A 26,345-nucleotide genomic window follows, 5' to 3' on the forward strand; every position below is an offset into this window, starting at 1 on the left:
GACATCTATAACCTAAGAATACAGTAATTTTTCTAACTCTATAGATTTCAAAGAGGCATATTTCTTATACAGATTTGCAGAACAAGTTGGAAGACAATATGCTCTCATGCCCTCATTAACGATGATAATCATCTCATTAACAATGCACTATATTATGAGTGTATCATCTTTATGCTCTCATAAATGCCCTCATGCCCTCACAGTGTTTACTTTCTCACACAGACGTATATTACTTACTATCAGATACATACATTAATATTTATCTATTTCCCGAAATTCAAGAAACAGCCGTTTTTCAGGCTTTTTCTCTTCCATGTCATGCCCAATGCAGCCTTTACGGATTTATACCGATAGCACAAAGCATATCTCCCGATTATACGATACAAACATAGGGATGTAGTTACGCAAGGATAGGAACAGGTTTACATCAAAATTCCTTCATGATTGCTCAACCAAACTACAGGGCCGACGCATTAAAAATTATTGTCCTGCAAAAGTTGTGACAAATAGTTTTCATCCCATCCCGCTTTTAGTCTTTTCAGATTCATACTTCCTTTTGTTGTTTTCTCATTCTTAAGTATGGTAAGCGCCATCTTTGTTGCCACCGAAAAGTTTCCGGCAGCATTTTTCACCTTTTTACTGTAGTCTTCTCGAAAGGTAACATCCAGTTGCCAATGAAGATTATTCCCAATAGACCAATGCTGCCTGATGGCAGATGCAATCTTCTCAGGTCGGGTATTATCAAGTGAAGTTACATAGTATCTGACCTCTTGAGTATATTCCCCTATTGCGACTATTGTTCTTTCCGACTTTATCCTTACAACAGACTTCAACCCCACAAGTTTCTTCTTGAACATTTTCTCCATTATAGATCCATAACTGACTACAGTACAGTTTCTTTTCTCAATCCTTCCATGTCCGGCATTTTTCCGACACATGCCTGATGACTCTATTGATTATTTCATCTCTATCCTGATAATCATCAATGATTTGTTTAGCCGGTTGATATTTTTTTTTCTTATTCTCCTTTATAGCGATAATATAATTTGCATCATGCCCAATAATGGTCTGGGTTATATCTTTCTGGCATCCCATCGCGTCAATTGTAACAATACAACCACTTAGTTCCAAAGAGTTAATCAACAATGGAATAGCTGTAATCTCACTGCTTTTGTCATCTACTTTCACCTGACCTAAAGAAATTCCATTAGCGGCAGACCAGGCGGAAACCATCCATAATTTGAATCCTTCTTTTCCCCTAGTATGTTCTCCATCACATTGGCTTGGACCACGCATGAGCTTGCCATCTATAGCTACAACGCCTTTCACCTCCTGACAGACCTGTTTTACCCAATTACGGAAGATCAACTCAAAATAATCGGGCTTTATCATACTGAAGAATCTGTTAAAAGTATCATGACTGGGGATGAACTCCAGGCTAGGTATGCGACTCTTGAAAAAAGCAATTTTCGCATTGCCAAATTCCTCAATCTCATTCCAGGATTGGGCGCCACAGATTACAGCAGCAATGGATATATAGATAATAGTTTCCATTTTATGGACTTTTTTGCGGTTCATCCTAGGATCTTCTATTTGTTTACAAAGGTCAATTATACCAATTTTCATGTTAGTTTATGTTTTAATATATCTTATAAAGACAAGAAAAACAATCGACATAATCAAATAATAACGCATTAATAATCAACAATATAACAAATAAATAACAAGGAATAATATAGTAAAAAATATAATGCATCCGCCATAACCACGGATGTGATTAAGTCTAGTCACCTTTGTGGTTAACTTTAACCACTCTTGTGGTTAGACTTAACCACCTAGGTAGATAAGCAATTACAAACATATAAAAAGTAGGAAAAGAAAAGAAAGAAAAGAAATAAGAGACAGGGAAATATGCACACATAGACTACCACCAACTCGATTCACAAGCCATGCAGCTGCTTTATAAGAACGAACGTTAGGGGGTGAATGATGAAAAAGAGTAGGGTATTGTGGCAAAACAACACCGAATTTGAGCAAATTTTGCCTTTGGAGCAGTTTTTCAAATATCACTTTTCTTCTGCTACTTCAGAGAAGAAGGAAGAAGGGAGACCGCTCATGAAGATTTTCAATTACCCGAAAGGACATACGCATAAAAAGAACTATAAATCAACAATATAAATTATTCCAGACGCATTCCCTGCAAGCTGAGCATTCCCCCAAAAGCCAGCAATAAAAGTACTTTGTATCATGCGATAAAGTCTGAATAATTTATTTTTAAGCATCGGTGTTAGTGAGGGCAATGCCCTCACTAACACCGATGCTACCACCACTAATAAGCAGTTCATTATAAATAAGTTATGGCAAAAAATGAGGGCATGATGGCATTTTCGCGTCCAACTTTCTATTATTTTTTGCCATGTCCCAATAAATTTCTTCAGATGAACCCATTTTTGCCTGTTACTGATTATTTCTAATAAGGTATCTCATAAATTATACTTTATCCACATCAACCATCGACATAAATTAAGAAACAAAAGATCATAAAATCCTTTTAGGAGAGAACAAAAGATGAAAAGTTTCTGTATTCCCCTCTGTGACATACCTACTTAAAAACAAAACATTATTCCAAAAGAATTCGCTGAAAATACAGGAAATAAAAAGGAAATCAGTAACTTTGTATGTTATCATTTAAAAACAAAAAAGTATGGGCAATAAGATTTATCCTATCGGTATACAGAATTTTGAAAGTCTCCGCCTGGATGGCTATTTCTATATTGATAAAACAGCATTGATTTATCAATTGGTGAAATCCGGACGCTATTATTTCCTGAGCCGCCCACGCCGCTTCGGAAAAAGCCTGCTTATCTCCACTCTGGAAGCTTATTTCCAAGGGAAAAAGGAACTTTTTCAAGGACTGGCTATGGAAAAACTGGAAAAGGACTGGACAAAATATCCCATACTGCACATTGACCTGAATACACAGAAATATGATAGTCCGCAAAGTTTGGAAAGCAAACTGAACCGTACATTGGTAACCTGGGAAAAGCTATATGGAAGCGAGCCTGCCGAAGATTCCTTGTCCATGCGTTTTGAAGGCACCATTCAGCGCGCTTATGAACAAACAGGCCAACGTGTAGTGATTCTGGTAGACGAATATGACAAGCCCATGTTGCAAGCCATCGGCAATAAAGAATTGCAAAATAGTTTTCGCGAAACACTTAAAGCATTCTACGGAGCATTGAAAAGCAAGGATGGCTGCATCAAATTCGCCATGCTGACAGGAGTAACTAAGTTTGGAAAAGTAAGTGTATTCAGTGATCTGAATAACCTGGATGATATTTCGATGTGGAATGAATATATAGAATTATGTGGCATCAGCGAAAAAGAAATTCATAAGAATTTGGAAACCGAACTTCATGAATTTGCAGATGTACAAAAGATGACCTATGACAGCTTCTGCGAAAAACTAAGACAATATTATGATGGCTATCACTTCACCCACAACTCCATCGGCATGTATAATCCGTTCAGTCTGCTCAATGCTTTCAAGCGCAAGGAATTTGGCAGTTACTGGTTCGAGACGGGGACTCCTACTTACTTGGTGGAACTGCTAAAAAGACATCATTACAATCTGGAACGGATGGCACACGAAGAGACCAATGCCCAAGTGTTGAACAGCATTGATTCGGAGTCAACCAGTCCCATTCCTGTTATCTATCAAAGTGGATATCTTACTATAAAAGGATATGATGAAGAGTTCGGTATCTATCATTTGGGCTTTCCAAACAAAGAAGTGGAAGAAGGGTTCATACAGTTTCTTGTACCTTATTATACCAGCATGAACAACGTTGAATCTCCATTTGAGATATAAAAGTTTGTCCGTGAAATACGTTCCGGCGACTACAATTCTTTCTTCCAACGCCTGCAAAGCTTCTTTGCAGACACTACATACGAGATTATCCGTGAACAGGAACTGCATTACGAGAATGTACTTTTCATCATCTTTAAGCTGGTAGGTTTCTATGTCAAAGTGGAGTATCACACCAGCAGGGGCCGCATAGACCTCGTTTTGCAGACAGACAAGTTTATCTATATAATGGAGTTTAAACTGAACGGAACAGCGGAAGAAGCCTTACAGCAGATTAACGACAAGCATTACGCACTTCCTTTTGAAACAGACGGACGAAGACTGTTTAAAATAGGAGTGAACTTCAGTGCTGAAACACGGAATATTGAAAAATGGATTGTTGAATAATGATTCTGTCATTTCTATTATTTTGAATATTAGTGAAGAATCTGTAAACAATAAAAGAGTTGTTGTAAACAGATTCTTCACTCATGTTCAGGATGATAAGCTATACAATGATATCATCAAACAGATACGAAAATATCCTATCTCATACCATCCACCGGAATCACTTCCTGCATATAAATGGCATCCAGACTCCAAAGGGCGGCATCATTGGTACTGATACTTGTACATTCATCCAAAGGAGCGGGAACTTCCGGCGGAAGAACAGTTTCTATACGGAAAGGTGGAGCCGGAGTATGTTCCAAGCGGGAAAACAAATCAGTCCAAGCCTCTTCCGCCATTTTTGCATTACGGGTATGATAGGCTGCATATCCCAACAAACGGGATATACGGAAACGATTTTTCCTTAACTCCCATGCTTTCTGCTTATAACGGGCGGCAAGATCAAGCCATGCCTCATTCCATTCGGGATAATCAACCATACGGATCATTTCATTCATGACTTCAAAACCTCCCATGATGGTCATCAAATGATTTGTACTTTCTAACTTGGGATCACATTCGCTGGTAATAATCCCTGTAGCCGGATCATAACCTAAAGCCAACGGACCTGTAAAGATACGGTTGGGCAGTGCCACAATACTTTTCATCCCGGCTATAATTTTGTCACGGTAAACCGTATTGCCGGTACGTTCCCATTCAGTCATCCAGTTTCCGGCGTATGCCAACCAGTCGGGACCGATGCGGAGACGTGCAGGTGCCGTACAAGGATACTGACTGCGAGGTTGCGCCAGACGCATGGGGTCCAGCGTGTACAGTTTCTGATCGGCATCTTTTACTTCGGTCATTAAATCACCGCATCGGTCGTCCGTAGTAAGATAATAGTAGAAACGATTCCAGGCAGCCTGACTGATCCGTGCTTCTTTGGCTCCACATCCCCAATGACTGACGTTGTGCCGGCTACCCAATCCTGCATTCGGACCGATATGATACACATCCACTTCCGCCGTATGACGGGTCATAGCTTCTGCCATGCGCCAGATATCAGCACGTCCGGTACGCAGGAAATTATACCATAGCCACATATTAGAAGCCAGTTCCGTGTTATCCCATGCAAAACCTCCGATGTCATAACGCCAGGTATGGCGGACAGGATCGTATGCATGCATCACATCCCCATAATTCCAGAAACCATACCATTTATTTTGTTCTATCGCTTTTTGATAGAAGCTGATATAAGCATCCAGCCTGTCTTCCACCCGGGCACGGAAAGGAGTACTACGATCGGGAAGGCTCCAAACACCAAATGCCTGCTTGGCATGCAAATAGTCAGGTACAGGCATCAGCACTCCCGGTCCGGCAAGTTGTTTAGCTTGTTCTGCAAAAGCTTTCTTTCCGCTATAACCACCCTGAGGTATCAAGGTAAGAGTCGTTGTACGGGCAATCCCGTAAGGGGTGCTCATTCCTTCTTGCACATCTTCGTAACTGGCATTCAAGTCATGGGCCACATTATCATAATGGCGCAAGTCCATCGGTTCAGCATCCGGACTCCATATCCATGCGGTAAGAGCAGCCACCGGAGTTTTTGCATCCGAGATTTCAATAGAAGACGGATAAGACTGCCAGAAATCATGCAACTCAAGCCCCATGCCTCCGGTTATATCTCCGGCAAAGGCATAACCCTCACTACGTGTACCGGAAAAAGTACCTATCCAAGGATTATTGTCATTGGCACGTTTACGGATTGAAAATGCATCCGCTGTCAGTTGGGACAGACGATAACTGTCCCAAGAAGCCCAATGATCAAGCAAAGCACGGTTCTTTTCGTCAAAAGCTTCATAAGAAGGAATGCGTTTTCCTTCCATCTGCTGTTGCTGTAATGAAGATTCTCCATTTCCGGTTTTACCCAATGTAAGTATGCGTCGTCCCACCAAAGGCTGAACGGGCTCGCTCCAGACTCCACCATCGGCACAAGAGAAAGCTACATGGCGATTGTATAAAGCCTCACGCATAGGAACGTCAAAACGAACTCCCAAGGCGCGAATGAAATCTTTGTTCTGATCTCCGTCATATACAAAGCTATGCACCATTTTCACTTGCTCACTGCCACCATAAAAATAAAGCCGTACCACAAAGGGCAACCACTCACGACCATTCGGACTTTTGTGTACCCCTTCCAATTTAACAAGCGCACGCACAGAACCGGCACGCTCTACAGTCACAGATTTCAGTTCTCCTATATAATTAGTGAAAGAAACTTGAGAAGTACTTTCAAGTACCGGTTCGCTTTGCGTATGGCAGATAAGCCTAGCCTTTTCTCCTACTTTCACACCTTTATATAACAGACTATCTATCAAAAATTCGCCTTGACGAGGTATATATGCTGAAATGACTCCGGTAGAAATATGAATACCCTGTGATGTTTCTGCCACAGAAACGGACTTCTTTTTATCTGTATCCGGCAGTTTGGATTTCGCTTTAGATTTCTTTACCGCCTTTTCCAGAGTCAGTTTTTCTGTTCCGGCAGGAATAACTCCAGCTATTCCTCCCCACTTTACAGAACCATCCGGCCAATAAGCCAAAGTCCAGGTATCAATAGGAATATCCTCACCACTTTCTGCAGATAGCCGTAACTTGTTTTCCGGAAAAACTTCCCCTTTATCAAAAGGCACTCCGAAACTTACGACCTTATCCTGCCGGGGAGTCTCACCAATCCATTGCAAGGGAACAGCAGTCGCCTCTTGCGATGAGCATTCATAACTGAAATTTGTAATACGAGTACGCGACAAAGTGGTACGAAAACCAAACCAGCCTTCCCGTAACGGTTCAGCATCCCTGAAGTCCACCAAGCGCTCACCGTCTATGTAATAACTAACCCTATTGTTCTCGTTGGTAATCTTGATGTGATACCAATGATTCGGCTTCAGCAAATGTCCGGCATCCGTATATTCCTTTAGAATAGCAGGACGGGCTTTAGGATTTGTAATACCCGACTCATCCCCATCATAACGACGGAAACGTGTAGTAGAGTTATGATTGCCACCATATCCCAAATAGTAAAGCTGTAAAGAATAACAATTCAAAAATATACCGCTACGCCATTTTTCGCGCTTCCATAAATTATCGGGATATTGAGGGTCTGATGCCATCCAGAAGCAGTTCAAATCACTCAGACGATCTCCATCCGACTCCACCACCACACATGCATCATATTCAATGGTCACTTTTCCACTCATCTTCTCTTTTCTCCAAAGAGTCAATCCTTTGGGAGATACTATTTCAGCGGTATCTCCCTGAAACGTCACTTTATAATCAGGCGATTCCGATTCAACCTTCCAGTATTTAGTAAACTGACGGGAATTTAAACCGGAAACCCTATTATCCTGTGCCTTTGACGTAAAGACAACTAATAGAAATAAAAACAGAAACAGATTTTTCATACGATGTTGTTTTGTTTTCATTTACTTTAAAAAGTCTTTTAACGGACAGTCCGTAGCTTTCAGCCCGTCAGCAATACTCCGGGCATTCATACGGGCACCTTTCAAAGAGGTATGGGTATGGTCATGATTGAAATACGTTCCTACTACACGCAAACCTTGATTGTATCCCATATCCTGGAGCTTGTCTCCTGATATTTTATTCAAATCTATAAAATAAGCCCCGGCCGCTTCTGCCGCTTCACGCGTCCATTTACCAAAAGAACTGGTATTGCGCTCTATCTCACCATTATCAAACTTATTGCGGGGTGTATGACTCAGGACAATAGGAACAGCTCCCTTTTCTTTTACATCCATAATAAACTTACGCAAATACCAGCCGAAAGAATAAACCACTTGATAGCTGCCGGTTTTCTCCATTTTGAAGACCTTGCTTTCATTTCCTGAACCGGGTAATTCCGCACGCGCTTTCCCTGTGTTTATGTCACCTGCATCATTATGTCCGAATTGTATCAAAACAAAATCTCCCGGCTGAAGTGCATGATAGATTTTATCCCAACGCCCTTCATCTAAATAAGTACGCGCACTGCGGCCCGCTTTCGCATGATTCTCTACAGAGATCCTTTCCGTGTCAAACAGTTCGTGAATAACACTTCCCCATCCCCACATACCCTTTTCATCTTTATCGGCATTCTTCACAGTACTGTCTCCCACCGTAAACAATACAGGATTCCCCTTTTTACGGGTAGCCCCCGTAACCGTATCTTTTTCTACCGGTTTCAAATAACGAGCCAGTTCCAACCCTTTATAATTACGGATTCCTTCGGCTGCTGATTCTGCATTGACACGTGCGCCAAAAGCACTTGTGTGAATGCGGTCCAGATAGAACATATACTTTACTTTTTCTTTGCCGAATTTCTCAAATTTGCGTGCCGAGATATCATTCAGATCAATAAAAGGAACTCTCGCTTTTTTAGCTACCTGCTTCGCCCATAATCCAAATGTCTGATTTACCCGGGTAATAATAGTGCTGTCTGCATCTTCCCAAGCGTTGCGAGGAGTCAGGGACATCAAAATAGGATGAGCGCCTTTTTTCTTCACATCATGAATAAAACGACGCATATATTCCCCATACGTATATACGGTCTCTTTTGCTCCTGTCTCTTTAATAGTCACATTCAGACTGTCTTTGCCAATTCCCGGAATAGAGGCACGGGCACGGCCACTATCGTACGGACCATTGTCATTATGTCCCAATTCTATGATAACCCAGTCACCTTTACGAACTCCTTTCAAGACATCAGGCCATAACCGGTTATAAAAAGTACGGCTGCTGGTTCCTCCCAATGCGTGATTTTCAACGGTTATCTTATTTTCATCAAAATACTCGTGTTCAAAATATCCCCATCCCCATTGACCGTTATTTCCATTGCCCAACGTACCGGTACGCATCGTTGAATTTCCAACAAGGAACAACACCGGATTATCCCCTTTCCGGCTGGAACCTGAAACAGGACGGGCGGAACGCGCCACATTCAAACTATCAAGTGTATTATCAACGACTTGATTCACATCCTTCATCGGAGCAGCTATTTTATTTTGAGCATGTGCTCCCAATCCTACTCCGGCAGCTAACAAAAAGCATAAACAAAGTTTGTTTCCTTTCATGACATTTATAGTGTTTTTCTTTTATTGCATTTCAAATTTCTCACAAAAATAAGATGAACGAACAAACCGGAGAATAGAAATTCATTCATTTTCCTGTTTATTCGTTCAACCAATAGTACATATATCCTAATCAGAGTAGCGACAAGGCTAGAAACTAGGGTGCGGCGGTTGGTTATACGCTACATTCTGCCAAGCTATCGCCAACCTGTACTGACGGTCATTCATCCATGTGGCACGTCTGTCCACAGCCGGTATGGTAGTAGAATAAATACGTAATTCCGTCTGGTCTTCGGAAGGCCAAATGACCTCTTCTCGCCAATCTCCTAAAATATCACCCGACAAACACGGATTACCTTTTGTTCCATTATTGGAAACAACTCCCTCGGCTTTCAATAATAAATCCGTACTTTCCGCATTCCAATTCCATTTACTGATGGAAACATGATCCAGTAATTCCGCTAAGGGATCAGCGTCCCAATAAATGGTAAAATTACAGGAGTCAGGCTTTCTATTACAGATTATTTCTCCGGTATCCCCTCTTCTCAAACCTCCTATATTGCACCAACACTCTGCTCCATCATAACGCGGATCGATATCGGCAGCTACTCCACGACCGGCATCTTGTCCCAAACCATCCTGCCAGATAATTTCTCCGGTCGCTCCATCAAACATAGCTACGGCAGGAGTACGCTTTACAATTTCATTATCGCCTTCATTTTCATGCACGCCAAAAACCTGCATACCTTGACGGGAAGGAATAAAACGTCCGGCATGTAAAGCATCACCGTGACGCAAGCCCGTAGTAAACAGTCCTTTACCATCATGGTCTACAGTCATAGCCCCCACACAGATTTCATCACAACCATCACCATCAAAATCCGCTACGGTCACACTATGATTTCCCATGCCCGAATAGGCCTCCCACCCCGGTGCCGCACTATCAAAAGTCCATGTATGTTTCAATGCCCCGTTTGTAAAAGTCCATGCAGCCACCACCGTCCGTCCGTACCATCCTCTTACCATGATAGGTGAAGGCGTTTTTCCATCCAGAAAAGCTACTCCAGCTGTAAAACGGTCTGAACGACCACCAGTATTATCATTACCACAATTGCCACCGACACCTCCCCAACCATCCAAGGGATAACGGGTTGGAATATATTCTTTCGAATCCAGTTCTTTTCCGGTACGTCCCTCAAAAACCGTGAGGTATTCCGGGCCATTTACTATCTTACCATACGTAGGACTTTTTTTATCCCATGTCCTCCAGTCGGCTTGGGCATCTCCTATCCGATGTCCCAGCCCATCGACAGTACCATCTCCTGTCTTACAACAGATTTCCGCACATCCATCTCCATCAAAATCAAAAACCAAGAAATTAGTAGTGGCTGCTCCGGAACGTACATTCGGTCCCAAATCAATACGCCACAATCTTCTTCCATCCATTTTATATGCGTCCAAATAGGTATTACCGGTAAAGCCACGTTGTGGCGGTCGCTTTGAATTAGAAGGAGACCATTTTAAAATAATCTCATACTCTCCATCACCATCCAGATCACCTACACTACAATCATTAGCTGTATAAGTGAATGATTCACCTGCTATTTCTCCGTCCTCCGGTTTACAAACAGGAATACTTAAATAAGGATTCCGTTTCTCTCCCTTCAAACGGGTCCAGGTAGCGACTTCCCCGGTAGTTGCTTTTAAAGTCCAACGATTATCCACCGTATAATCAACCGTACGGTCTAAAAAATCGGAAGTCCGATCTATCGGTTCTTTATTTAATTTTACCTCCGCACCTCCACCGGAACTACGGTATAAATCAAATTGTAATCCGGCTGCATCCTCCAAGGTCATGCGCCAGCTAAAATACATTCCTTCCTCTGTAGGAATTCCAATCAATCCTCTTGAAAGCTTTTCTCCACTATAAGGTTGGGAGAAAGCGAATATGCTTCCGACAAGCAGAAGCATATTCATCATAACCCAATGTTTCATCTAACAATTTATAAAACCTTAATACAAGCGGGGAGTTTCCCCGCCTATCTACTTAAAAAAGAAACTCCTGTCTATCAATCTTTACCTCTAAAAAATATCCACATCTCTATTGCCACAAATTCTCTTTAAACTCAATTTCAACAATGCGTAACTCGTGATTGGTTTTATCGCCATTTTTTGCCTTAAACAAATCCAATTCACCCGCAGCAGGCGCAGCAACCTCTACAATTTGTCCGAAACCGTCACCTTCCTTGCTGGCACCTTTCAAACGAATGGTTATCTCATTTGTCAATACAGGTTTTACATTCAGGTGGATATATCCCAAACTCTTTTCAGTCTCACCACTCCAAATCAGTTCATCACCTGCATATATTTCCAAAGGATAGCTACGCAAACGCCAACCGGTAAGTTTCATGCAAATTTCATCCACACGGGCCGCACGTTCCAAACTATAAGTTATCCATGCACTGTTCAGTCTGCCATCATTCTTCCATTCACTCAATTCATTATCATCGAAACTTTTTATCGTTTCATCCTGGTTGGCTCCGGCAACCGCCGATAAGATATTCACATCGACTTTCGTATCTTTGTAAGAAGGAGTCAACGGAGTTTCTCCACGGGTCAGCCTGCCCTCCAGTTCATCTCCCGGAATATAGTTACTCAAGCCATTCTTCACTTCAACCGGTGCGGAAGAAAGACTGATTTCGGCAGATTGCAATCCATCAGCCTTGGCTGTTATACGAACTGCTCCCGGAGTCGTAAGAGAGCGTATCAAAGCCCGGTTGATTCCACATTCTACAGGCAAATCTTTTGAAAGAATATAATTATCTTTGCCCTGTGCTATTCCACCACGCCATTCAGCCGGTCCCTCTACGTCAAAATGTATCAGATCATTAGCCAGCGGGCAACGTCTGCCATCTTTATCCATCACTTCCACTTGAAGCAATACCATATCAGCTCCATCCGCTTTCCAGCCTTTAGGACTTTGAATCACACTAAGTTTAATCTGTTCCGGCTTGCCGGCAGTCTGCAATTCAGCGCGGCAACATTCTTTTCCATTCTTATCATACCCTACAGCTTCCAACTTGCCCGGAACAAATGCCACATCTTTGAAAGTATACAAGAAATGATAATCTCTTTGACCGTTTCCTAAAGATTTACCATTCAGGAACAATTCCACTTTTTCAGCACTGGATACCACATAAACAGGTTTAACCACATCTTCTTTATAGTTCCAATGACCAACGATATGAATACGGGGATTCTCTATATCCACCCATCCGTCCCACATCACCTGATGTGCATAGAAAGGATCTTTAGGGATACGCATGGCATCTGTCACACCACTACGACGATAATTCTCCACACCACGATAATGTGTATTCGTATCCGAGAAGATGATTTTCACACCTCCTGAGCTGACACGGTCACCTGTACCCGGGCGTTCACGCCAATAATCAAACCAACGAATCACATTCTCAATAGTAAAGGAATCCTGATTGTGATTATAAGCACGGGCATCCACCTTTTTCTGGACCTTATTAGTCATTGCAGAACGGAATGAATTATTTCCTTCCCCATTTTTATGATATGGATAAGAATATTCATCCCAATATTTGCGCAGACCTTCATCACGGCAGTATTCCATGGCCCACATCGGATGATGTTTGCTCTTATTGATATAAAGCATCTCGCCACCATATTCGGCTTCACGAATATCAAGCATTTCACGGGAACCGATGGCACGGCCTCCATGAGGGTCATACTTATCACGAATCGCTTTCATTTCTATCATGTGTTCACGACTGATTGATTCGTTTCCACATTCATAGAATAAAATACTCGGATTATTACGGTTGTAAATAATGGCATCACGCATCAATTCTGTACGTTGTTCCCATTGACGGCCTTCACGGTCCTTTTCTGCATCACCGGCCTGCATCGCCTGAATCAATCCGACACGGTCACACGATTCAATATCCTGCTTCCAAGGGGTGATATGCATCCAACGAACCAAGTTGGCATTATCTTCCACCATCAGACCGTTGCTATAATCACTCAGCCATGCAGGAACACTCATACCGACTCCCGGCCATTCATTACTGGTACGCTGTGCAAAACCTTTCATCTGAATCACCCGGTCATTCAACCAAATCATTCCTTTGCCGAAACGAGTTTTACGGAAACCGGTACGGGTAGCCACTTCATCTACTTTTCTGCCATCCACCCATAAACTGGTTTTTACTGTGTACAAATATCCGTATCCCCAACTCCAGAAATGAAGTCCGTCTATTTCTGCCGAAGCTTCCAAAGTCGCAGTTTCACCCGGTTTTACTACCGTCTGAGTACCCTCAAAACTTTTTATGCTTTTCCCGTCACGATCAAACACTTCAACCTTATAAGCGACTTTCTTATCCCGATTATATTCATTTTTTATTTCAGACTCCGCATGAACCACAGCCTTACGAGACTTCACACGGATATCTTCCGCATAGATATAGACACCGGTAGTTTTTAAATTACTGTACAAGGGAAGTGTCTGATAAAGTTTATCAGTAACATGAAGCCATACATTCTTTGGTATACCTCCATAATTGGCGTTGAAATTACGGTCACTCCATTGATATTTGGTGCCGGTAGCACGTTCCTTATAATTCCAATTGTTATCAATGCGGACCGCCATTACATTCTCTTGTCCATATTTAATATAAGGAGTCAAATCGAAACCTACAGCCATCGCACCATTTTCATGCAAGCCGATATATTCGCCATTGATATAAAAATCAGCTCCTTGACGAACCCCTTCAAATTCAACAAAGACTTTTTTGTTCTTGCTATCGGCAGGCAGACGGAAATGTTTACGATACCACATCACAGTATCTGTCAGTTGTTCTATACTCAAACGAAAAGCTTCATCTTCATTAAAAGGACGGGGTAATGTTACTTTCTTCCAATCCGTATCCTGGAAACGTACCTCTTTGGCTTCCGGTGTATCGCCAACATAAAGTAACCATTCAGAATTAAAATTGTATTTATCACGGACAGATGATGCTGCCGCAATCTGACTTATTCCTATAAAAGTCAATAAAAATAAAAGAATTTTGTTTCTCATAGCTATCTCAAATTGTTTGTTGCAAAACTAGCATAAAGTCCTCTTGCCTACCATAGAATAAGATACATTTATATAGAAATTCGTTCAAAACGAAATTTCAGGGTATTCATGTTGCGCATATTCACATATTACATTAATACTCAACATATTACACAAACACCCTGAAACATTTATTCTATAGGTTGCAACATCAGGACTATATAATTCATTGCTTCACCATAGCCGGAGTCAACGTTACAGGTCCCAATAGTCCTGAAGATTTTGGTTCCCAATCAGAAGCATCAAAGATACCATTTTTCACATTTTCCTTTTTTCTTGCAGACATATTTACATTATAGAAAATCTTCCAGTCCACTCCCTTCTTATCCATATAAGCAATTCGATTCGCCATAGAGTTGGCTACTCTGACAACTAACTCATCCTGTCCTTTGAATTTTTCAGCAGGGATATACAATTGATAAGGAGAGTCAATCACTGTACCGATATAATCTCCATTCAAATAGACAGATGCATTTTCCGCTACAGAGCCAAGATCCAATTTGATCACATCCGCTACAGGCACCTTATTTATAGTAGTCGTATAAACGGCTGTTCCAGAAAAAGCTTTATATTCATCCCCTACAAAATCAGTCCATGAGCCCAAACTATCAACCGTTATAGAAGCAGGAAGTTGAGGACCTCCTTGAACAAAAGAAACAGTCCAACTGCCGGAAACTGGATTTGGCTCACCTGCATTTTGATAATAAGCATAGGCATCTCCTGTAAAATTCTGACTGGAAGTTGATACAATGACAGTTTCACCCGGATTCAATTCCAGGTAAACATCTGTTTGCCCGTCATTGCGTTTCATAGCAGCCAAACCACTGGCACCAGTCATTGGATTGAAAATCGCCGCACTCCGAGCTTCTGTACGAAGTGGAATCCAATCCTCTATTTTACGGTCGCTACTATTTTCTATAAAGTAATATTTTCCCGTCGCACTATTTCTTCGGATACATTGCAGACCTGCCTGATACATTTTCTCGGCACCCACATTCGCCTCATTCATCAGAGCATTAATATCATCTGACAAACAAATCTTCCCCTTACCTACACGAGCACATTTAACAGCACCTTCAGCATGAAAGTCCAGAGCATCCAGCATTTCTTTAAAATGAGCCTGTTTCTCTTCCGAAAGAATCATTCCGGCCATATCTTGAGGAATTCCCTTATAAAACACAACGGTAGCACCTTCATCAGCCAAAGCCATCAGTTTTTCCATTGTTTCATAAGGAATATATTGCGCCGCCGAAACAAGAACGGTTTTATATGCGGCACCGGGCGTTACAATCATTTCTTTCTCAACATTAGTTTTAAGAAGTTGCTTGTCAGAAATCATATCCCACGCATAACCATTCTCTGTTAAAGTTACCGCACTTTCTCTGACCGAAGATTCCAACATATTACGATCCAATCCGCTAAAGTGTTGAAGGCTTCTGTTCCCTTGTTCAGACATCACATCGGCTATGTTATAGTATAAAAGAACATCATTATCAGGAGTGCCATCCTGTAAAAATGACTGCACACGAGTAACATACTGATTCAAATATTTAAAATCCTCCCAAAACGGATTGTTCGGATGAAAATGGACTGCCGCATAAAATAACCATCCCGGCCAGGGAGCCTCCTGCGGACTGAAACAAGTGCCATGATAAAAAATATGATTCACCCCGCCCAGAAAGAAAAGGTCAAGTGCTTTCTTTACATCTCCCAGATTCGATTGGAAATGTTCATCCAGCCAAGTCGCACTTTCCGAAGATGAGAGTTTCTTTCCTTCCGTATGGGCTACAGACGGAGCCGCTTTTATACTGACCAAATCACGCCCTTCTATTTCGGGCACATCACTCACTGCATACAAATCCAGAATATTGGCAGGAGAACCATGAGCCTGATTCCTTATACCCTTTCCTTGTTTTGCCGCCCAATGTTGCCAACGAATGGAATAATGATTTATCAATAAATCGTTTATGGTTTGTCTATAATCATACAACACCCTTGCATTCTTGTCCGGTGTATCCATACCTAACAATGCAGGTAAGTGCTGACGCAAGTCATATCCCCTATACTTTTGGAATTCGTCAAAAAAAGCAGGAGTCCAATTTGACTCGCCTCTTGCATCGTCCACTTCATAAGAGTCATTAAAATAATACCTCAGATAACTGATATCCTTTCCTTTAAAAGCCTCATCAAATTTACTGAGATAATGATCAATGGCCGAAGCTGAAAAATGGTCTATCACATCACCTTCACCACCAGGCCCTGCACGTTCTACCATTTTTCCATGATGACCTTGGAACAGAGCGCAAATAGTCCAGTCACCTTGAGGAGCCGTCCAGTCCAATGTACCATCCGGCTTTATTTTTGAAGTCAAGTCAAGACATTCACCTTTATCACTATTAGCGGTCACTATAATCAAAGGCAGTTCCTTTTTATATCGTACCTGATCCAATGCCAATGTCTGTAAATCAGCATTCGCACTGACCGGTTCTTTCAAATCCGCCAGTTTTACCGGAGTATGCCCTGCCAATCTGACAAAGCCTTCTTCCTTATACCGGACAGGTTCACTTAGTTGTTCGCCTTCTTTCAATTGATAAGTTTTATAAGCCACCGTCTTGCACGCATCTTCGGGAGGGACCCAAGGTCCTCCAAACGGCCATCCCGAAGCATTAGCCAAATCAATTCCTAACCCCAACTGCTTCGCTTCCTGCAAAGTATACAGAAACAAATCAACCCATTCCGGAGAAAGAAAATCTTTAAAGCGATCCTCATAACCATGTATTCCATAAATAGGAGTGATCTCCAATCCACCCAGATTTGCCTCCTGGTACTTACGCATAACCGTATCCAAGTCAGTAGTCCTGACCGCATTGCCTTCCCACCACCATCGCGTCCAAGGCTTGGTCTCGTTAGTCACTTGCGGCCATTCAATCTTATGATTCTGTGTACAAGCCAAACAGCCACAAACTGCAAAAAGTACATAACAGAACTTACTGCATTTCTTTAAAAATAAGGATTGCTTCATAAATCTTACTTGTTTAAAAATGGAAACGGGCATTTTCAACACGTTGACCACCTATCATATTCTTTAATTTTTTTGCCACATCAGGATATTGTTTTATCACATTGGAAGTTTCCGCCGGATCTGTATAAATATTATACAATTCTTCGTAGGTTTTAGACGGATCACTAACTTCCAGTCTCACCAACTTCCAACCATCAGGTGTCATAATAGATTGCTTTCCTCCAAATTCAAAGAACTCATAATAAATACAATCATGCTCCTTCTGAGTACCTTTTCCCGTAAGAGTAGGCAAATAAGATATACCATCAATATTTTGAGGAATATCCGCCTGCACCAATTCACCTATAGTAGGCAAAAAATCCCAAAATGCAGAAATATGATTGGTAACTACTCCTTGTGGAATAACTCCCGGCCATTGAATGACGAACGGAGTACGGATACCTCCTTCATATAAATCTCTTTTCTGACCTCTGAACGGACCATTACTGTCAAAATAAGATGGATCGTGCCCTCCCTCCGAATGGACTCCATTATCGGAAGTAAAAACAATGATCGTATGATCATACAAACCTTTCTCTTTCAACTCTTTAATAATCAAGCCCACACTTTTATCCAAATAAGTAACCATCGCCGCATACGCCGCACGCGGATTTTGCTGCGATTTATAACCGTCTCTGCTTCCTCCAAAAGGAGTTTCACAAAATTCCCCCTCATACTCCGTCATCGCTTCCCCCATTATATCAAGATCCGCATGGGGTATGGTCGGTGAAAAATAAAGGAAGAAAGGTTTCTGCGCATTTTCATCAATAAAGTTCAAAGCCTTTTCCAACATCAAGTCATGCGAATAATATTTCCCATCCAGCATAATCTTCTGCTCATTCTCATGCAAGAACTCAGGGTAATAACTATGAGCAAAACGTTGTCCCAGATAACCGTAGAAATAATCAAAACCATGTTTACCGGGCATACCTTCCGTACCCGGTCCTCCCATTCCCCATTTGCCTACACATCCGGTAACATAATTCTTTGTTTTAAAAATATCGGCTACGGTAACTTCACCGGCAGGAAGCGGAGTTTCATATAACAATCCATCCGAACCTGCCACTTTTGCATTTCCTCTGATTGCGGCATGTCCCATGTGCTTTCCTGTAATCAGAGCACAACGGGACGGAGCACTGACCGTAGAACCGGAATAATGCTGCATAAACTTCATCCCGTTCTGAGCTATCCCATCAATATTCGGTGTCTTAATCTGACGCTGACCATAGCATCCCAAATCACCTATTCCCAAATCATCCGCCATAATATAAATAACATTGGGCGATTTCTCTGCCGTTGTAGTCTGGGCCATCGTAAGCCCTGAAGACAACAAAGCTGCGGAAAATAATATCTTACGTGTATTTTTCATATCCAACCTTACTTTATTTAAAGGATGAAATATCCACCATCATTAAATTCAATCTTTTTCCATTTGTAAAATGTCCGGATTGGAAAAGAACTTTCGTACCATCCGGACTAAAGCTGGGATGTGCATGATCTGGTTTCATCTTGGTATCCGACGCCAACCAATGACGCTCCCCGGTCTGTACATTAACCAACCATACATTTCCTCCAAAAGTATCTCCGGCAGCCCATTTATTATCACGGCTGGCATTACAATGCCAGAAACCTCTTCCTACCAATTGGCCGTCAATCGCTTGGCGATCTTTTTCTAATTCCACCTGCCCTATCAACTCTACATCATCCGTACGCAAATTGATACGCACAATACCACTCGCCTGTTTGCGAAGGCGCGGCTGAAATCCCAAGATATTGAAATATACAAAATCTTTGGTTGCAAAAGTTTCATGAGTCACCCAATCTAGCGGAGTTTCTTTATATAAAGGTTTAAAGACAGTTCCATCTGCCGTGCAAAACCACATACGCTGATGGGCATCGCCACCGGTTTCGTTACAAAAAACAATTTCACCCGGAGTAAAACGGCTGGCTTGTATATGTCCTGTTTTAAATTCCGTATCAATAACCTTAGTTACTTCTCCCGTACTGAGATTCATTTTACGAATTCCGCAAAGAGTTGGCTTTATCTTTACCGGCTGGTTACTTTCAGGCAGGAAAGCGTTTTTCATCATACGTTCCTTTTCCTCTTCCGTACCCTCACGCTCAACAGTTATGTAGGCATAATCATCATTACAATCCACAGCATATCCTCCCGGACGTCCCATCTCAGTGGGGAAAGTGCCTATGAAAGTTTCATAAGCGGATGGTTTACCTACTTTTCCTTGTTTTACATCGGCAAAGAATTTATTCAAGTCCATTACATACATGTTCCAGTTTTCTTTTTCTTTCCGGCTGACAAACATACGATTCGTTTTATTAGCCAAAAAAGCACTGCCCAAGTTCGGTCCTTCCGTAGCTTGAATAATCTTACCGGTGGCCATTTCAATAAAGTAAATCTGTGTAGGAGTCCATTTACGTTTTTCTCCGTTAGGAAGCGTACTTTCCACCTCTTTGTCATTTCCACGGCTGGAAGACCTGAACAATAAGTATTTGCCATCAGCCGTCCACATGGGATCAGTCTGATAAAGAAAACGGTCATTCTTCATCGTGTCGGTCAACATAGTGATAGTATTGCCGGTCGCACTATCTACATAAGTCCGCATTTCCGATGCAGTGCAGTTTCCAAACTGAGCCAATGCGGCTTTACTAAAAGCTAAAAATAATGTAATAGCTAAAAAAGTCTTTCTCATAGCATGTCATTTTTTATCTGATACTACAAATTTATGCATGAGAGAAATTATATCAAATAGAATTTTATCCATTTATATGGTTAATTGTTCACTTTTTAGTTAACTCATAAAAAAAAGTAAGGTAACACCGACAATGCCACCTTACTTTTTTAACGAGTTAATCAAATTTCCTAATTAACCTCATTTCCAAGAACATATTGATATTATCAATTTAATTAATATCCATAATTCTGATAAGCTTTTTTTGCAGCTTCATCCAACAACACACCATTTTCATCTGTCAGCAACTCTATGAAAGTTCTAGAGAATGGTTTCAATGTCATATAATTCTGGAAATTGCCTTTAGCATTTCCTGTTTGACCATTACCACCATTCACATTATCAGAAACATCCCATGAACCTACCGGATAAGTGTTATTAGCCGAATTTGCTCCCATTTGGTTATGCCACTGAATACGCTGAGCTTGAACACCTGCATGGTGAATCACTCCATAGTAGATAAATTCTTCATTGAACTCTCTCGCATATTCATTATATATAAATTCCAGAAAACGTTTTTCCGGAGTATCAGCAACAGGAGTATAATTTTCTAATTTTGATTTTTCGGAAGTTCCATCCCAATATGAAGCATCGACCTTTATTGCATCATAACTATTATTATCTACTTCATACGGCCATTGTTGTGACTCGTTACTTAAATTTTCATGTCCAGGATATAAACGTGCAAGTACTTCATTACGAGTTTCACCAGGTTTAAAGGCTGCACGTCTGCGTAATACATTAATATCTTCAATTGCTTTACCGTATTCTCCCTTACGTCCATAAGCCTCAGCACGCACCAAGTACATTTCAGCAGAACGCATAACCGGAATATCCCGACCTCCACTTTCACTATCCAAAGCACCACGATTAGGATCATCATACTTCATATTTGTAACCTTACCTGTTTTAGAAGTATTCTCCAATCCATAGAAAATTTTACTATCGGCAAACGAATAATCATCATTACCAACAATTTGTGGGCGATAATAATACTTATTGCCATCTTTCACCCATCTGGCAAATACAGGATATGGCTGAGCATTAATAACCTCCACATCAATAGCGGTTTCTTTTGTATTCTCAATCATAGCACGTGAGATATCTCCTGTTCCCATTTTATGTTCTCCCGCCACAGCTTTACGACCTCCCCAAGAAGGACGATTATAAGTAGGCAAAATATGTTCATTGAAATAAGCTGCTTGTTCCTCATTCCAAACATACGTTTTATTTCTTTCATCATTGTAAGCATAATAATCTCCATTTGCACTGGGAGTAGAAGCCCCCGAAGTGTTTATGCCTGTCACATATTCCAAACGGAAAGTTTTTTGATAACGAGAGTCATTTAGTTTATCTGTAAATACATCTATACCAAAATCATCATTACAAAAACCTTGATTTGACTTACCGCCATATTCCCACAAACGACTAGGAATACCATACTTGTCACCTGCATAATCACCGACAAAGAAAGTCAAAGCACGTACACCGTAACGATAGTTATCACCACTTTCTGAAAATACTGCGTTCAAAACATTCTCTGTTGTCTTTTCATTCGAGAAATCACCTAGGTCATGGCGGAACAATTCATGATAATCATCTACCAACGGATGAGCATTAATCACCATATTAGCATAATAAATACAAGAATCCAAATCCGCAGCCCCCTCACCTTTATAAAGCATACCCAAATATGACTTTTCATTGCCATTATCTATCGTTCCATCAGCTCTACGACCATATTCAGGAGTACCATACTCTTTACCTTGATAACGATTCAAATAAATCTTAGCCAATAAATGAGCCGCTGCATATTTTGTTGCACGTCCATATTCAGCTTCACTATATTGCTCTGGCAAATGCTCCACCGCATAACGCAAATCACCAATCAGTTCCTTGAACATGACAGATGCAGGAGTACGCGTATATTGATAATTTGAAGGCAAAGAAGTACTACTTTCCGTTGAAAAATAGACATCACCAAAAACTGTATTCAGCAAATAATACACGTAAGCACGATTAAATAACACCTCAGACAAACGTGCTGCTGCAAAAGAAGGGTCAGAAGCATATTTTCCTAAAGCATCCCCTGAACGAATAGCAGTAATAGCCTTATTACAATTATCGATAATCGGATAGCCATTGATCAAAAATCCAGCCTGCTGCTTTGACTGAAATCCCATAAACTGATTAGCCTGATTTCCTATGAGCCCCGAAGGAGACCACTCAGATATTGCAAACTTATTCAATGACGTCGCACCACTTTTCATAGCACAGTCATGACCTGTTTCCAACATATGCAGACCTTCAGTGTACAACAAAGGAAAACGAACCGAATTATATGAACTCACAATCAATTGATCCAAACCTATTTCAGTATTCAAATAGTCCTGTGTTATGGAAGATACCATTTTTTCTTCCAAGAAACTATCAGAACAACTTGCCAATGCAAGTGCAAATGTACCAGCTAATATATATTTTTTCATTTTCTTCATATTATAAAATCAATACTATCAATTAGAAGCCCAATCTTACTCCCAAAACAAGACTGCGAGTAATACAAGTATTATTAGTTTGTCCACCAATATGATTACCTGCATCCCAACCAGTCAAATCATCCGGATTAATACCAGCTTTAACCAATTCTCCACCAAAAAGGAACGGATTCAATACCTGAGCATATACCTGTGCACTGCTTGCACCACACTTCTTCAACCAACTTTGAGGAACTGTATAAGACAAAGCTATATTCTTTATAAGAACCATATTTCCTTTTGTATAATTTCTTACATAGTCATATTTAGTTTCACGAGTTGCAGTAGTAGGCTGAGCAAACTTTGCATCTGTATTAGTTGGTGACCATGTATCTTTTTCAATTCGACGACCAATAGTCTGGGTCAGACCATAATAAGTATTACCAAATCGAAAATAAGTAAAGAAGCTCAAATTCCAGTTCTTATAGGTAAATGAATTATTGATACCGCCTGTCCATTTAGGAGATTTATTATAAATTTTCTTATCATTATCATCAAATTTACCAAATCCATTATCCATATAGGAAACAACTTCACCTGTTTTATTACCTGCAGCATCTTTTATTTCTACAGTCTTTGATCCTTCTGTACCTTGTGGAACTTCAACTAATGGTTGATCCACAATCTTATATTGTCCAGGAAGGAAAGTCAATCCCAAAGAACGATAAACATCCATCAAATGATTATCCTCCTGAGTATTTTGCCAAATGCGGTCATACTGGAAATCATAAAAACTATTCAAAGGCTCACCCACCATCCAAGGACCTGTTGAATCATACGTAGCACCACCGGCCAATTCTTTAATTTTTTCATTATTCAAAGAGAAAGTCCAATCCGTTTGCCATGTGAAGTCTTTTGTTTTAACATTTACAGTTGACAACGAAACTTCAAAACCTCTATTTTCTGTCTTACCTACATTATTCAAGATTTGTGCATAACCGGTAATTACCGGAATCGACTGATTCATCAGCAAATCAGAAGTCTTAGCAATATAATATTCAACACTACCACTAATACGATTCTCCAAGACTCCAAAATCAACACCAACATTTAAAGATGAAGTTTTTTCCCAACCTAAAGAATAGTTAGGCATAATATTAGTCTTTGTACCAATAGTATTCGACGAAACATTGCCCACTCCAAATGGGATGCTAGCATAGGTAGAAGTAACAGAACCTGCTGTTTGATAAGGATTAACAGCAGAGTTACCTGTAACACCATATCCTACACGAAGTTTTAATTGGTTAATCCAATTAATTTGCTGTATCCATTTCTCTTGTTCCATACGCCATGCCAATGCAGCAGAAGGAAAGAAATCCCATTTGTTTCCAGCAGCCAACATAGAAGCGCCATCAAATCGTCCGGTAACAGTCAACAAATATTTATCCATCAATCCATAATTCACACGTGCCATATAAGAAGCTCTTGACCAAGTAGAAAAATTGGAGCCTGGAGCATATTTTGCATTATTCGATGCACCAATATTATACCACAAAGAAGAAGGAAATGTGATTTCATATCCACGCATGTTCAACCCTTCAGTACGATAACGTTCAGCTGATTGCAACAAAGTAATATTTACCGAATGAATATCTTTTATTGTTTTATTGATATACAGCAAGTTTTCCAATGTCCATGACAACTTCTGACTGTGCTCATTATTGGCTACATTAGGAGCCATTGCAGGATTTTTAAAAGGATTAGTATATCCCTCACCATAATAACTACCCACACGGGAGTTACGATATTGAGCGCCTAAATTCGTACGCCATTTTACACCTTTCAAAGGTTCCCAAAATTGTCCAAAATCCAATTCTGCATAAGAAGAGAAGTTCACGCCATAATAACGTGTTTCATTCCAAGCATCATCTATATTTCTCAAAGGATTATGATAAGCCTGATCATCGGCACTTGCAACCTCCAGTATAGAACCATCTTCATTATAAGCCGGTACCCATGGCATCATACCCATAGCCAAACCATAAGAGTCTTTTGCTCCTGTATTACTTGTATTACTTACAATACCATAATTTTTAATAGAATGAGTAGCATTCAATCCCATTCCCACTTTCAACCATTTAGTCGGAATAATTTCACCGTTTATATTGGCTGTATAACGTTTGAAATCTTGGTCTTTCATAGGTACTTTCTGATCCAAATATCCCAATGATACATACAATTTGGAAGTTTCCGTTCCTGCTGAAAGAGAAATCTGATGATTATGAGTAAATGCTGTACGTGTCACCAATTCGCCCCAATCAGTTGTTTCTAATTGTGAAGGATCATAAGAATAAGTTCCATCAGCATTTTGCTGATATACTTTTTCCAATCGTTTATCCATATATGACATATTGTTGGGATTCAGCCATAAAGCTTTATCACGCTCAGGATCAGGGTTGTCACCATATCTACCATTATAAGTACCACCCGTAATAGCTGACTGACGATTATAATCCAACAATTGACCAGAATTCATATAATCAGTTGTTGAATCCAAGAAACCAAAACTAAATGAGCCATCATAATTAATAGTAGTTCTACCCGTTTTACCTTTTTTGGTTGTCACCAAGATAACACCATTAGCACCACGAGAGCCATAAATAGCGGTAGCAGAAGCATCTTTCAAAATTTCCATAGATTCAATATCACTCGGATTAACATCAGCAATCGAACCTGCTGACATAGGTATTCCGTCAATAACATATAAAGGATTATTATCCGCAGTTAAAGAACGATTACCACGAATACGAATATCGCCCAACTCACCAGGACGATTATTAGACGTAATATCCACACCTGTCACACGTCCTTGCATAGCCTGCAAAGCATTTTGAACAGGACGATCCTCTATAACCTTACTCGTAACACGTGCCATAGCACCAGTCACATCACTTTTTTTCTGAACACCATAACCAACCACTACCACTTCATCCAGTGTTTCGGTATCCTCCTCCAAGATTATTTTAACGGTAGATTGTCCTTTCACTTGGATATCTACGGTCTTGTACCCCACAAAACTTACTTGGATCGTTCCATTATCAGGAACATTCTGAAGTGTGAACTTACCATCAAAGTCGGTAATTGTACCATTGGTAGTACCTTTCACCACCACACTGGCACCGATTACAGACTCACCTGTTTTGTCAAGGACAGTACCCGAAACGGTTTTGCTCTGTGCAAAGGCCCCTACAGCCAATACGGATAACAAAGCAACGAAGAAAAGCCGCTGGAACTTCTCCAAACGACGTAACAGACTTGAATTCTTTCTGTCTTTCATACTTTAATTATTAAGTTAAACAAAAGTTAACTTGATATATAAAGTTGAAAGTATCAAAAAAAGCCCATTTCATCGAATTTTATAATATAGATGATACAATAATAGAGAATATAAAGTGCTCTTATTGCTGTTGGGAAAAAAAACTCTTTTAGTTAGTATTTATGAAATATTTCACTTTGCTCTCAAATTTATATGGAGTAGTTTATATCCTGACTTAAACTTAAAA

9 protein-coding genes and 2 pseudogenes are annotated in these 26,345 nt (G+C 40.6%); 1 reads left to right on the forward strand and 10 read right to left on the reverse strand.

From position 1 onward, the window contains the following. Nucleotides 1-473 precede the first annotated feature (473 nt). Nucleotides 474-1,626: pseudogene (locus tag BVU_RS22975) on the reverse strand (ISAs1 family transposase). 1,078 nt (nucleotides 1,627-2,704) lie between these two features. On the opposite strand from BVU_RS22975, the pseudogene BVU_RS00815 reads away from it, so the two are divergent. Beyond that, nucleotides 2,705-4,255 (forward strand): annotated as a pseudogene (locus BVU_RS00815) (ATP-binding protein). A gap of 137 nt (nucleotides 4,256-4,392) precedes the next feature. On the opposite strand, the gene BVU_RS00820 reads toward BVU_RS00815, so the two are convergent. The 9 genes from BVU_RS00820 to BVU_RS00860 all read right to left on the reverse strand — a co-directional run bounded on the left by BVU_RS00820 (nucleotide 4,393) and on the right by BVU_RS00860 (nucleotide 26,119). Next, nucleotides 4,393-7,692, reverse strand: coding sequence for a DUF6250 domain-containing protein (locus BVU_RS00820; protein WP_032953563.1), 3,300 nt, complete (start codon nucleotides 7,690-7,692; stop codon nucleotides 4,393-4,395). 21 nt (nucleotides 7,693-7,713) lie between these two features. Further along, nucleotides 7,714-9,357: a rhamnogalacturonan acetylesterase gene (locus BVU_RS00825; protein ID WP_005845717.1), complete on the reverse strand. Its 1,644-nt coding sequence runs from the start codon at nucleotides 9,355-9,357 to the stop codon at nucleotides 7,714-7,716. A 147-nt stretch (nucleotides 9,358-9,504) separates the two neighbouring features. Beyond that, nucleotides 9,505-11,349: a rhamnogalacturonan lyase gene (locus BVU_RS00830; protein WP_011964645.1), complete on the reverse strand. Its 1,845-nt coding sequence runs from the start codon at nucleotides 11,347-11,349 to the stop codon at nucleotides 9,505-9,507. Nucleotides 11,350-11,455: 106 nt separating this feature from the next. Continuing rightward, the gene (locus BVU_RS00835; RefSeq protein WP_011964646.1) at nucleotides 11,456-14,461 is read right to left on the reverse strand and encodes a glycoside hydrolase family 2 protein; all 3,006 of its coding nucleotides are present in this window, start codon (nucleotides 14,459-14,461) and stop codon (nucleotides 11,456-11,458) included. A gap of 205 nt (nucleotides 14,462-14,666) precedes the next feature. Beyond that, nucleotides 14,667-17,522: a glycosyl hydrolase gene (locus BVU_RS00840; RefSeq protein WP_011964647.1), complete on the reverse strand. Its 2,856-nt coding sequence runs from the start codon at nucleotides 17,520-17,522 to the stop codon at nucleotides 14,667-14,669. A gap of 13 nt (nucleotides 17,523-17,535) precedes the next feature. After that, a complete protein-coding gene (locus BVU_RS00845; protein WP_011964648.1) occupies nucleotides 17,536-18,930 on the reverse strand; it encodes an arylsulfatase in 1,395 nt (464 codons plus the stop codon). A gap of 13 nt (nucleotides 18,931-18,943) precedes the next feature. After that, the gene (locus BVU_RS00850) at nucleotides 18,944-20,269 is read right to left on the reverse strand and encodes an oligogalacturonate lyase family protein (RefSeq protein WP_005853530.1); all 1,326 of its coding nucleotides are present in this window, start codon (nucleotides 20,267-20,269) and stop codon (nucleotides 18,944-18,946) included. A gap of 215 nt (nucleotides 20,270-20,484) precedes the next feature. Beyond that, complete coding sequence (locus tag BVU_RS00855; protein WP_011964649.1) at nucleotides 20,485-22,794, reverse strand: RagB/SusD family nutrient uptake outer membrane protein; 2,310 nt, start codon at nucleotides 22,792-22,794, stop codon at nucleotides 20,485-20,487. A 31-nt stretch (nucleotides 22,795-22,825) separates the two neighbouring features. Continuing rightward, nucleotides 22,826-26,119: a SusC/RagA family TonB-linked outer membrane protein gene (locus tag BVU_RS00860; protein ID WP_011964650.1), complete on the reverse strand. Its 3,294-nt coding sequence runs from the start codon at nucleotides 26,117-26,119 to the stop codon at nucleotides 22,826-22,828. Nucleotides 26,120-26,345 lie beyond the last annotated feature (226 nt).

Source organism: Phocaeicola vulgatus ATCC 8482 (assembly GCF_000012825.1).
GTDB lineage: Bacteria > Bacteroidota > Bacteroidia > Bacteroidales > Bacteroidaceae > Phocaeicola > Phocaeicola vulgatus.

Bases quoted from the DNA above. Each gene is read 5' to 3' on its own strand.
- BVU_RS00860 (WP_011964650.1), bottom strand. From the start codon at position 26,119: ATGAAAGACAGAAAGAATTCAAGTCTGTTACGTCGTTTGGAGAAGTTC.
- BVU_RS00825 (WP_005845717.1), bottom strand. From the start codon at position 9,357: ATGAAAGGAAACAAACTTTGTTTATGCTTTTTGTTAGCTGCCGGAGTA.
- BVU_RS00835 (WP_011964646.1), bottom strand. From the start codon at position 14,461: ATGAGAAACAAAATTCTTTTATTTTTATTGACTTTTATAGGAATAAGT.
- BVU_RS00855 (WP_011964649.1), bottom strand. From the start codon at position 22,794: ATGAAAAAATATATATTAGCTGGTACATTTGCACTTGCATTGGCAAGT.
- BVU_RS00840 (WP_011964647.1), bottom strand. From the start codon at position 17,522: ATGAAGCAATCCTTATTTTTAAAGAAATGCAGTAAGTTCTGTTATGTA.
- BVU_RS00845 (WP_011964648.1), bottom strand. From the start codon at position 18,930: ATGAAAAATACACGTAAGATATTATTTTCCGCAGCTTTGTTGTCTTCA.
- BVU_RS00850 (WP_005853530.1), bottom strand. From the start codon at position 20,269: ATGAGAAAGACTTTTTTAGCTATTACATTATTTTTAGCTTTTAGTAAA.
- BVU_RS00820 (WP_032953563.1), bottom strand. From the start codon at position 7,692: ATGAAAAATCTGTTTCTGTTTTTATTTCTATTAGTTGTCTTTACGTCA.
- BVU_RS00830 (WP_011964645.1), bottom strand. From the start codon at position 11,349: ATGAAACATTGGGTTATGATGAATATGCTTCTGCTTGTCGGAAGCATA.